The 12770-nt window shown below is 47.4% G+C and carries 8 protein-coding genes; all 8 read left to right on the plus strand.

The annotated features are described in order from the left end of the window. Nucleotide 1: 1 nt before the first annotated feature. A complete protein-coding gene (locus QE390_RS23800) occupies nt 2-1693 on the plus strand; it encodes a RagB/SusD family nutrient uptake outer membrane protein (RefSeq protein ID WP_307144206.1) in 1692 nt (563 codons plus the stop codon). A gap of 24 nt (nt 1694-1717) precedes the next feature. After that, on the plus strand, nt 1718-4591 hold the full coding sequence (locus QE390_RS23805) for a SusC/RagA family TonB-linked outer membrane protein (protein ID WP_307144207.1): 2874 nt from the start codon (nt 1718-1720) through the stop codon (nt 4589-4591). 7 nt (nt 4592-4598) lie between these two features. Beyond that, nucleotides 4599-6278, plus strand: coding sequence for a RagB/SusD family nutrient uptake outer membrane protein (locus tag QE390_RS23810; RefSeq protein WP_307144208.1), 1680 nt, complete (start codon nt 4599-4601; stop codon nt 6276-6278). A 29-nt stretch (nt 6279-6307) separates the two neighbouring features. Continuing rightward, nucleotides 6308-7399, plus strand: coding sequence for a DUF5013 domain-containing protein (locus QE390_RS23815; RefSeq protein WP_307144209.1), 1092 nt, complete (start codon nt 6308-6310; stop codon nt 7397-7399). A gap of 5 nt (nt 7400-7404) precedes the next feature. Beyond that, a complete protein-coding gene (locus QE390_RS23820; protein ID WP_307144210.1) occupies nt 7405-8400 on the plus strand; it encodes a glycoside hydrolase family 43 protein in 996 nt (331 codons plus the stop codon). Nucleotides 8401-9002: 602 nt separating this feature from the next. After that, on the plus strand, nt 9003-9542 hold the full coding sequence (locus QE390_RS23825) for an RNA polymerase sigma-70 factor (RefSeq protein ID WP_307144211.1): 540 nt from the start codon (nt 9003-9005) through the stop codon (nt 9540-9542). A 79-nt stretch (nt 9543-9621) separates the two neighbouring features. Then, complete coding sequence (locus tag QE390_RS23830) at nt 9622-10284, plus strand: hypothetical protein (protein ID WP_307144212.1); 663 nt, start codon at nt 9622-9624, stop codon at nt 10282-10284. A gap of 83 nt (nt 10285-10367) precedes the next feature. After that, nucleotides 10368-12767, plus strand: coding sequence for a TonB-dependent receptor plug domain-containing protein (locus QE390_RS23835; protein ID WP_307144213.1), 2400 nt, complete (start codon nt 10368-10370; stop codon nt 12765-12767). Nucleotides 12768-12770 lie beyond the last annotated feature (3 nt).

Below are 12770 nucleotides of genomic sequence, written 5' to 3' on the forward strand. Positions count from 1 at the left end.
TATGAAACTCAATATCATCGTATTAGCCCTGTTTGGCTTGCTTTTTAGTGCCTGTCAGGATGACTTTCTGCAGCTACCTATTTCGAGTGCTACCACGGTTGACTCCGTCTTTTCCACGACCGTTAAGGCACAGTCGGCTATTGCGGAAGCTTACCAGAAGAACCTTTCTCAGGGCTTACCTTATCAGGGTTTCTGGAATTCCATGATTCACGAAAACCTGACGGGAGGACTTAACTACGGTTTTGCCTGGACCATTTCACAGGGAATCATCATTACCGGGATGAATGCCAATGGCAGCAGTCAGGATATGGATGGCTTCAACTACAACTATACGACTATTCGCCAGGCCTGTCTCGTCAAAGAAAACATCGATAAGGTTCGGGATATGTCTGCGGCGGATAAAGCAATGGTAAAAGCCGAAATGAAGGCCCTGTTGGCGTATCGCTACGGCCAGATGTTAACCATCTGGGGTGGTGTACCGTTAGTTTCCAGAAGTTTCCAGGCCGCTGAAGATCTGACCGTTCCCCGGAGTTCTGTTAAAGCCGTGCTCGATTCCGTTGTCTCCTGGTGTGATCAGGCAGCGGAGGTGTTGCCCGCCAAGTGGCCAGACACCTTTTCGGGCCGAATGACCAAAGCGGCGGCTCTGTCGATCAAAGCCAAAGCCTTAATGTACGCGGCAAGACCTTTGTTCAATACCGGAACGCCTTATCTGGATTTCGGCGTAAACAATGCATTGATTTGCCTGGGTAATAATGACCCCTCACGCTGGACAACCGCTGCTCAGGCTGCCGAAGCTGCCCTGGCAGAGGCTGAAAACAACGGTGGCTTCCGTCTTATTAATACAGGGAATCCTCTGGATGATTATGGCACCGCTACTTCTACCCCCGGTAATGCGGAAGTAATTCTGGCCTACAAGTCGAACGAAAGCTGGCAAATGAATACGTTCTATAACGTGCACAACTGGCAGGCCTACGGAAACGTCTTACTGACTACTCAGTTGGAAGCCTATTACAAGCAGGATGGGACGGACCAGAGCTGGCCAACAATGGGCAGCGATCCCTTACCTTTCTCAGACTATCTGAGCAAAATGAAGGATATGGAAGCCCGTTTTAAAGCCTGTTTTCAACCCTGGCAAATGGATGCCTGGAACAATCCTGGCGATAACTCCTGGAGCAATCAGAATACGTTCCAGTGGGAATTGACGGGTTGTGCCCGATCAACCAAGTTTTATTACAAGGCTGGTTCCAGAGGCTGGTTTGAGTTTCCTATTTTCCGGGTTGCTTCCCTGTATTTAAGTGCGGCTGAAGCCTATAACGAATCAGGCCAGACCGCGAAAGCTCTGGAACGACTCAATAAAGTTCACCAGCGTGCCGGTTTACCCGCCATTACGGTAACCAATCAGGCCGCTTTACGGAAGATCATCCAACGCGAATGGGCGGCAGAATTCTTCGCGGAAAATTACCGTCTTCAGGATATTAAACACTGGAAACTCGAAAACATCGGATCAGGTATCATTGGTGGCTCCATCCGAACCTTTGCTTTCAATAATGGAAACGGTGCCAAGATGACGGGCAATACCAATTACCAGAGCAAAATCGAATACCAGGGTTTCTGGGCTCCCCGCCAGTATCTGAATCCCTTCCCTCAATACGAGGTTAACAAAGCCATTATTGTTCAAAATCCAGGGTATTAGGCCTGATTAACGTATTTACTCTAGATGAAAAACCACCTATACGTCAATAAACGGACCGCCTGGCTATTCGCATTAGTGCTTGGGAGTACGTGTTTAAACGCAAACTCACAGCAATTAGATAGTCTTAAGGCAACACCGCTCTTTGCTCCGGGCATGAGCCAGTCTAATCCATTTCTTACCTCATCCACAGGGTCGTTAATCTCTTCTTCCGTTTCTGGAACAACGATTGCCAAGACCCCCGTGCCTAATATCACCAATGCCCTCTATGGTCGTTTACAGGGTTTAATTGTACGCCAGAATTCTGGCGAGCCAGGGTATGATGCTGCAACTCTCAACATTCGCGGACTGGGTACCTATGACAATTCTGATCTGGTAATCTGCGTAGACGGATTCATTACTACCTCCTCGTATTTCCAGTACCTGTCTCCCAGCGAAATTGAAAGCATCACGGTATTGAAAGATCCCGCTTCGCTGGCTGCCTTTGGTATGAAAGGAGCGAATGGGGTTCTGTGGATTATGACCAAGCGGGGAAGGATCAGCAAACCCCAGATTCAATTCAACCTTGTTACTGGTTTGCAGCAGGCTTTGCGGATCAACAAGCCCTACGGATCCTACGATTACGCTCGTCTCTATAATCAGGCCATAAGCAATGACAACTATGCCCTGAATAATAATACGTTCGTGTGGTCACCCAAGTATACCGATGCCCAACTTCAGGCTTATCAGAACGGCACATCCCCTTCGGTAGACTGGTATGCGGAGACGTTGAAGAAGTATGGTCGATACCAAAATGCCAATCTGTCGTTTACCGGTGGGGATCAGGTTTCTAAGTATGCCGTCATACTCGACTACATGAAACAAACGGGTCTGTACAATGTACCTACGTCGGCAACTACTTCTAATGCCCAAATTCAGCGATTTAATCTTCGAACCAATCTTGATTTTAAATTCTTCAAGATCTTTGAAGCAAGAGTTGATTTGGGTGGACGTATCGAAGATCGTCAATATCCCAACTATAATGGTCCGAAGTTGTGGCGGAATCTGGCATCGTATCCTTCCAACATTTATCAGGTGAGGGATGGTAATACCCAAAACTGGTCAGGAACGTCTCTGTTTCCCGATAACCCCGTAGCCTCTCTGTTAGCCCTGGGCCGCATTGCAACGCACGATCGTACCTTACAGGCAAACTTCAACCTGAAGGAAAATCTGGACTTCATTACCCCAGGTTTATCCATTGGGCAGGCCATTTCTTTCAACACCTGGACGCGGAATACCCTCGGTCGGACCGCTTCTTATGCCCGGTTTAATAATGGCGTAAATACTACAACCGATAAGGCTACGGATATCGCGTCGATTGGCTCGTCTCCCACGAACCAGTACAACTGGCAACAGATAACGCTAAACGCCGCGTACAAGCGTTCCGTAGGAAAACATGCCTTGTCGGCAGATCTCAATTATTTCCTCAGTGATTACATGCTGGATTGGAATATCAATGCGAGTGGACTGAATACCGGTAATAACATTTTCTATCATTACCAAAACCTGGGTGGTCAATTCCAGTATTCGTATGATGATAAGTATTTACTTGCGTTATCTGCCGGATACAGTGGTTCTGATAATTATGCTCCGGGAAATCGCTGGGCGTTCTATCCCGCCCTTTCGTTAGGCTGGGTAGTATCTAAAGAAGATTTTCTGGCTCAGAATAAGGCCATTACCTTTCTCAAGGTTCGGGCATCAGCAGGCCAATCAGGCTTCGATCAGTCTAATCAGGGCCGATACCTGTACCAGCAATACTTTACGGGAAGCGGCACCTACTACACGGGTAATAATGGTCTGAATAACAATAGCGGAATTGCTCCATCCTATGCGGCCAATCCTGAGATCCGTGCTGAACGTAATACGGGTTATAACGTAGGGGTAGACCTTCAGTTGTGGAATAAGCTTTCGCTTACGGCAGATGGCTTCTTCAATAAGCGAACAGGTATTGTGACAGTAGATTATACCTTACCAGGTGTGTTTGGAGCCAACCCACCCTATCGTAACCTGGGAATCGTTTCCAACAAAGGCTTTGAGCTCGCCCTGAACTTTACAGATAAGGTAGGTGATGTAAAGTATCATTTGAACGCCATGACCCTGTATGCCCATAACCAGGTCAAGCAAATGGGTGAAGTTGCTCCAGTGAATGCATTCAGCCGACTGACGGGTCAGCGAATTCAGACGACGCTGGGACTGCAAGCCGTTGGATTTTATGACATAACTGATTTCAATGCAGATGGAACTCTTAAATCGGGGATTGCCCAGCCAACCTTTGGTAGTGTACAACCCGGTGATATACGGTATAAGGACACTGACGGGAACGGAAAAGTAGATCTGAATGATGTCTCACCCATGAAGTATACTTCCTTACCCGAATGGACGTACGCATTCGACGCTGGACTTTCATACAAGAATTTCGACTTTTCCATCTTGTTCCAGGGAGCAGCTCATCGGAGTATAAATCTGTTGAATTCCAGTCAGGCTGTTGCATTTGTCGACAACACCAATGTATACCCAACTGCCGGACAAGCCTGGGCTTATTATCCCGATCAAGGTATCGATACCAGAGCTACGGCTACCTATCCCAGATTTACGACCAAAGCCAATATGAATAACTATTTGAATTCAACTTTCTGGATGAAAAACGGTAGTTTCCTACGGGTAAGAAATATTGAAATTGGTTATACACTGCCCAGCCAGTTGTTGCATAAAATTCATCTGGAAAACGTGCGGATCTATGTTAATGCCACGAATCCTTTTACGTGGTCTTACTTAAGCAAGCACTATAACATCGACCCAGAAACCATCTCTGGCTACGCAGGTCTGAAAACGTACAATACTGGCATCACTTTAAGTTTCTAAGAAACGCATGAAAACCTTATCTATCCTTTTCTCCATAGGGGTACTGGGGCTACTCGTCGGTTGCCAGAAAGAATTTCTGGATACCCGAATCGATACATCCCAAACTCAGGAGACACTTTCGTCTAACTATTCGACACTGTTCTCCTACGCCAACGCTCCGTATACTTATTTGCGGAATGAGTTTGCCATTCTCGATAACAATTTGTTTGCTCCAGTTTCTGATGAGGCCGTCCAAACCTCTCCGGGAAGTTCGCTTGCTTTGCTCTTTAATAATGGCAGTTGGAATGCCCTATCCAATCCGGATAATTACTATTCTAGTTATTACTCCGGTATTCGGGCCGCAAACTTTTTCCTGGAAAACTCCACAGACTATAAAGCTCGCCTAGCGATCAATCGCGATACCATTTCGGTGAATGGCAAAACCAATTACCAGAACGATGTCCTGAACATCGGCTGGTATCGGGCCGAAGCACGGGTGCTCAGAGCCTGGTATTACGCTGAGCTAATCAAACGCTACGGAGGCGTTCCTCTAGTGACGCGTACGCTGGGTTTGCAGGATAATATGAACCTGCCCAGAGCTAGTTATGACGAAGTCGTTTCATTCATTGTCAATGACCTGGATCGCTACAAAGACAGCTTGCAGGTTAACTGGAAAACGTCTTCTTTCACCAACAATGATGGACGGGTTAGCAAAGGCATGGCCCTGGCTCTCAAAGCTCGTACGTTACTGTACGCGGCTAGCCCACTACACAATTCGTCGGGTGACGTATCCAAGTGGAAAGCAGCGGCAGCAGCGGCCAATGATGTGCTGGTTTTTGCCGCTGGAGCGGGCCAGTATAGTCTGGATAATAGCTACCGGGATTACTTCCTGAAAAATAACACCCTCACCAGTAAGGAAACCATCTGGGCGATTCGTTACCCCGCCAATAGCGATCTGGAGCGGAAGAATTATCCGATTGCTACCGCTGGAGGTGCTAGTGGCATTACACCTACGCAGGACCTGGTGAACGCCTACGAATACAAAGGCAAGCCTGACTCTCTCAATCCGTATGCCAATCGCGATCCCCGCCTGGCACTTACCGTCGTTACGAACAACAGTAGCTGGAATGGCCGAACCATTGACCAGTCAGCCGGGGGAACCGACGATATGCGAAAAACCAACGCGAGTCGCACGGGCTACTACCTCAAGAAGTTTCTGGCCGATGGTCTGAATCTGGTACAAGGCCAGACCGTTGTTCACAACTGGCCTGTCTTCAGGTATGCAGATGTGCTGCTCATGTACGCGGAAGCCATGAATGAAGCCTACGGTCCGGACAATGCCAATGGATATACCTTAACGGCCCGCCAGGCTCTCAATCAGGTGCGGAGTCGTTCAGGAGTGGGTATGCCTGATGTAACGGTTACCAGCACTTCAGATTTTCGTTCCGCTGTTCGCCGGGAGCGTCAGGTGGAATTAGCCTTTGAAAATCATCGTTACTGGGACCTCCTTCGCTGGAAACAGGCTGGTTCGGTTCTCAATAGCCCTGTCAAAGGGGTGGCGGTAAGTAAAACAGGCGGAACCTTTACGTATAATACTATCGTCGTTGAAAATCGGGTATTCGATGCCAGCAAAATGTATCTGTACCCCATTCCTCAAGTCGAGATCAATAAATCTAGTGGTGTCTTGAATCAAAATCCGGGCTGGTAATACGCCTGGAGCCATTCATCGAATAACGTATGAAACTACTATCCTTCATTCGCCTCGGGGTACTTTTATTTCTGGTGGGCATGATCAGCTCCTGTGAAAAAGAGAACCTCTATGACTATGGGATTTCAAAAATTTACATGCCTCAGGCAGTAAATCAATCCGGCGGAGTCAACATCAATTATGTAGTTCCGGTTGGAACGGATTCATCTACCTTCAATTATACCCTGAATGCGGAGCAGCAGAAACTCAATGTTATTCTCGGTGTCAGTCTTTCGGGAATCAACCGTACCAGCTACTCGGTTGACTTGAAGGTAGACACGGATACCATCCAGCAACTCATTACCAACAAAACGCTGGATGCCAATACGATTCTCATGCCTGCCTCCATGTACACGTTACCGAAGAGTATTCGGGTCGCTGGGGACAGTATTTCCAAGACTTTTTACCTGACGCTAAACATCAATGAGTTGAAAAAGGCAGATTATTCGGGTAAAAAGCTAGCTCTGGCTGTTGGTCTGGCGAATCCTACACCGTTCGGACTGAGTGCAACTGCCAGTAAAACCATTGTGCTTGTGGATGTAGATGCTCTGGTAATTGGACCAGCAGTGGAAGTTACCAGCAAGTACATCAAAAACCCAGGTAATCCGTTTGTTACCTCAGCCATGGATCCGGGAGGACGTTGGGGTACGCTGGCCGATTGGGTAGCCAGCAGCGGAGCCCTGAGCCATAACGGCGTAGGTGGCTTTTCTAAGGATGGGGATGGACCAACTATGGATATGGAATCAGGTTGGGGTTCTCCGCTTATCAAAAATGGAAAACTTTACCAGACCATCACATTACCCGCCGGGACCTATGCTTTTGACCCCTCCCCCTGGGTTTGGCAGGGAACGAAAGATGTATCGTACGTAGTCGTAGCTCCTAATGCCAGCACTTTGCCTGACTATGCCGACATCGCAACCAGTACATCCGTCTTATCTGCTACATTCGATAAACCGAGGGTTACGTTCAAACTAAACGCCACCACTAAAGTAACGGTTGGCGTAGTAGTTAACTATGTACAGGATCAGCAGGGATTCAAAACGAAAGCCGTGCACCTTTACTCGTATCCTAAACACTTGTAATTTCTATGGTACACAACAGATTACTCGCACTAACGATGATGCTTGGACTTACCCTCCTGGGAAGGGCTCAGGCCCAAACCAAGCAGTTGGTAATCAAACCAGGCGAGCGTTGGCTTGACAATCATGGAGAAGTCATCAACGCTCATGGTGGTGGACTGCTGTTTTCCAAGGGCACCTATTACTGGTTTGGTGAAAAACGCGGGAAAACGGCATCAGAAGGGGTAAATGTCTATTCATCGAAAGACCTTTCCCACTGGAAAAACGAAGGATTAGCTTTGAGTCAGTCTACCGATCCTTCGAGTGATATTACCGTGGGTTGCCTCATGGAAAGACCCAAGGTCATCTATAACCCTAAAACGAAGCAGTACGTCATGTGGTTTCACCTGGAACTGGCTGGAAAGGGATACGATGCCGCCCGGGCCGGTGTTGCCGTTAGTGAAAAACCTACGGGGCCGTACCGATTCCTATCCAGTTTTCGTCCCAATGGAAACATGTCGAGGGATATGACGCTGTTCGTGGATGAGGATGGTTCGGCTTACCATATGTATTCTTCGCAGGATAACTATGATTTGCGAGTGGTAAAACTAACCGACGACTATCTGGGTGCCACTACGCAGGATTCTCTGTTGTTCAGTGCACACCGGGAAGCTCCGGCTATTTTCAAGCGAAATAATCGGTATTACCTCATCACCAGCGGATGCACCGGATGGGCACCGAATGCAGCTAGCGTCCACGAAGCCTCTTCCATCTATGGTCCCTGGAAACTAGTGGGCGATCCGATGCAGGGACCTGCCGCAAAGACGACGTTCGGTGGGCAGTCTACGTATGTACAACCGATTCATGGCAAACCCGACGCTTTCCTATTCATGGCTGACCGATGGAATCCACAGGATTTAAAAGACAGTCGATACCTATGGTTACCCATATCCTTTGAAAACGATCGGCCTGTCATCCGATGGGCCGATCAATGGGAGTTGAACGTAAGCAGTAAAGGCCGTTAATAAGGTCTTTCGAATGAGGTTTAACCTCCGTATCGAGTCATAAGGGAAGGGCTGATCCTGTTACAGGGTTGGCCCTTCCCTCATTTTATTTAAAACAATCACCGATTGAGAACGGGAAGACCCTTAAGTCTCTAGGTTTCACTTTGAATGATAGGTTTGGGTTTTAAACGAACCTTTTCCTTCTGGCCTCTCGACTGAAGTAAGAGACCTGCTGTCCAATGAGTTAGTAATAGGACTAGTAATTTTTCCCAAAGCCAAGTAATAAGCCTAAGATGACAACGAGAGCTAGAACCTGCCGTTGTTGTAGGAACGAGATTCCATCTCGCTCCAGAGGTACCGCCCTAAAACCAAAGTAAGGTCGCAAGGGAATAAGGTCCTTCGCTTCGCTCTGGATGACAGAGCGGCATAGTAATCACTATTACTGTCGTATGCAATTATGTTGCGGATGGATGAGCTGTGTAGGTTTCCTAACGCGAACACCTGCTAAATGGCCCCAGTAAGCCATTCATTCCCATGCCTGCTTTCCGTCGATTCTATAATAATAATCTCACTATTTGTAATCTTTCTAAATAGTATCTAGCTTTGACGAAAATTCATTCCTCTTGGCGAACTCCATCCATCCATCCGTATGCTTTAGCGACATCTGCCAGTTTGAGCAGATTTATAATCGCTATTGGAAAAAGATGTACGATCTGGCCCGTTACTACACTCAGAATTCAGATCAGGCAGAGGAGATTGTTCAGGATATTTTTAAATCTCTTTGGGAACGAAAGGATACCTTAATCATTAATGGTCCTCTGGAACATTACCTTTTCCGGTGCGTAAAACTGAAAATTGCGGAGCATTACCGCCAGGAAGCCCTTCGCCAAAAACACCAAAACCAGCTCCTCCAGACGTTACCCGCAGAAGACCTGACCACCGAAAATCAGGTATTATCTAATGAACTTAGTCGCCGACTCGAGGAATTGACCGTTCAGTTGCCCCACCAGTCGCGTCGGGTTTTTGAGTTAAGCCGGAACCAGGGCCTTAGTAATCGCCAGATTGCAGCAGAGCTTTCTCTTTCTGAAAAAACAATTGAAAATTACCTGACCCGAGCGTTACACTTTCTTCGCAAGCAGCTCGCCGATTACCTCCACAAGTAAGCATGCTGATAATTAAAAAATATTTTCTTTTCCATAGGGGGGAATCTTCGTCTCGTGCAACTATTCAAAAAAGGCACGTATGCACGTAACTCCCGATTTGCTGAAAAGATACTATCAAGGGTTGGCAACCTTTGCTGAACAGCAGGCCGTTGAAGACTGGCTTCGGGAAGAACATGCCTTTGTCGATGTACCGGAATCATACATTCGTTCTGCTACAGAAGAAACCGAAATTCGGAAACGACTTTGGCAAAAAATCTTCGATAATCCCCCTCGTCTGACGCTATTTACCCCTGCTTATCAATCGTTAGGTGCCTTTACAAAAGCAGTAATCGCGGCGAGTATCCTGATTCTGATGGGATATGTAGGTTTTATTGAAAGTAATGCGATCAGCATTCACAATCAGCAGTTGACCGCTCAGACGATCCAACTGGAAGGATTGAAGGTTGTCGTAGAACCCGGCAGTCGCTGTGAAATCCGGGAAAGTATTTTTCAGGACTCTCCTCTGATTGAATTTAGCGGAGCCGTTTCCATCACTGCGGAATCCGAGGTGAGCAAGGCTCGTCACTTCTGGCTGGAACAGGAAGCCAGTACCCATCGGCAGGAATTTTATCTGAGAAAAGGACAGACTTTCCTCGCCATGACAGACAATGTATTTAACCTGATTACGGCCACGACGGACGAACTCAATGATGAAATTCCCCGTCCGTTTAGTTTACGACTGATTGACCGTTTTCATTTATAAAAAAGGTCGTGTAGTTCGAGCTACACGACCGGGTAACCCCGTAAAACAGGGTTAGCTTTTACCGTTTGGCAACTAGTAAAGCAATGCAAGTTAAAAAATTCTTGCTGATTGGGATTCTTTTGTCCTTATCTTCTTTGGGATGGACGCAATCCAGCCAGCCCCGAATGATTTGGGGGCGGGTTCAATCGGTATCGGGACAGCCCTTATCTGGTCTTCATATTCGTCTTCAGGAACTTCAGCGAAGTACCCGAACGGATGATCAGGGTTTGTTTTCTTTCCCTTCTATTCCATCAGGAACGTACACCCTTCACGCTTCTGGTGTGGGGTATCGAGCTTATCAGCAGGTGCTCAAATTTCCAAGAACGGATACGCTTCAACTTATACTCAGCGAGCAGGCTCAGGACTTAAAGAACGTAACCGTTAGTGGTAAGTCAGAAATGAAACGCGTGGTGCAGCAAGGCTTTTCGGTGGAGGCCATCGATGCCGTTCGTGTTCAAAACCGCACCATTGCGATGAATCGCCTGTTGGATCAAACCATGGGGCTTCAGGTTCGGGAAACGGGCGGCACGGGTTCGGACTTTACCTATTCCATTCATGGACTTTCGGGTAAGGCGGTTAAGTTTTTCCTGGATGGGATACCCATGGAAAGCTTCGGATCTTCTTACCGGATTAATAACCTTCCCATTAACCTAGTTGATCGGATCGAAGTCTACAAAGGCGTTACCCCTATCGAATTGGGGAGTGATGCTTTAGGTGGGGCAGTGAATATCATCCGTCGGCAGGATGTCAATCAATACCTGGATGCCTCGTATAGTATAGGTTCCTTTCGCACCCATCAGGCTGCCCTAAATGGCCGTTATCGTCATCCTTCAAGTGGTTTTACCTGGGTCGGTCAGGCTTCGTACTCGTCTTCAGCCAATACCTACAAAGTCTGGGGACCGACCATCGAAATCGCAGGCGATGACGGTCGGCCCTTACCCAATGTTGGGAAATTAAGGCGATTCAATGACGATTTTCAATCCATCAACGCTCGGTTCGAAGTAGGGTTTACTCAGGTTAAATGGGCCGATCAGCTTCTGTTAAGCCTTACGGGTTCCAATCTGGAAAAAGGCATTCAGACGGGTCGTACGATGGCATTTGTCTACGGTAAGGTTCGGTATAAAGAATCTTTCCTGATGCCTGGGTTGACTTTCGCCAAGAAAAATTTTCTAACCCAGGGTCTTTCCGTTAAAGCTTCCGCCCTTTTTAATCGGCTTACCGGCATGACCATTGATACCAGTTCCCAGAAGTATAACTGGCTGGGAAAGGTAATTGCTTCGAATGTAAATGGAGAACTCGGAGGCATTCGTTCACAAAAGTCCCGATATACCTTCAATGATCGCACGGCTCTGGTTACCCTGAATGCTACTTATTCACTGGCAGCCCATCATACACTTCGTTTCAATTATACCGGACAATCTACTCGACGCACTGGTATGGATGCTCTGGCTACGGCAGAATGGACTATTCCTTTTCGCGAGCCTCAGCATTTGAACAAGCAAATCTCCGCTTTGTCGTATGAGCTTACTTCAACGAAAGCCGACAAAAGTCTGACCCTTTTTGCGAAGCATTATCACTATTCTGCCCGTACAAATCTTTATGATTACCAGGGTTCCAGCCAGAAACAACTCATCGCTAATTACCAGCATAACCAGACCTGGGGTTTTGGCCTGGCCGCCCGCACTTTTCTTACCCCTACCACCTTACTAAAGGCTTCCACTGAAAATGCCACTCGCCTACCCGAAGCCGCAGAATTACTAGGAGACGGTAACACCATTTTGAATGCCGTTAACCTCAAGCCTGAACGCAGTTTCAATGTCAACACTTCTTTACAGAAACAGTATCGATGGAAGTTACACCAGCTAGACTGGTCCACAGGCTTGTTTTACCGATTTACCCGCGATTTAATCTGGCTGGGGGAAGCTGATCTTTTTGGCACCGCTCGTTACGAAAACCTCAATCGCATTCAGAGTGCGGGGATTGAAACAGAAGCTCGATATAGATACAACCAATGGCTATCATTAACGGCTAACGTCACGTATCAGGATCTTCGGAACAAACTGAAACACACCTCTACCGGAGCCCGCAACATCGTCTATAATGATCGGCTTCGAAACACCCCTTATCTGCTGGCCAATGCCGAAGCGGAGGTTACCAAACGGGATTTTCTCCAGAAAGGCTCTTCGCTATCGGTTTACGTGAGTACCCATTACGTACCTCAATACTTTTTAGGGTGGCCCAGTCTGGGTGCCAGGGCTACCAAAAAGGTAATTCCCACGCAATTTGTTCAGGATGCCGGAGTGAATTATACCACGCCCAGCCGACGGTATACGCTGGGTCTTGATTGCCGGAATCTGGGTGATCGACAGGTATACGACAATTATCTGCTCCAAAAGCCGGGCCGGTTTATTAGCCTCAAAATCAGATATTTCATCAGTAAGTAAGTT

This window comes from Siphonobacter sp. SORGH_AS_1065, assembly GCF_030818595.1.
Taxonomy (GTDB): domain Bacteria; phylum Bacteroidota; class Bacteroidia; order Cytophagales; family Spirosomataceae; genus Siphonobacter.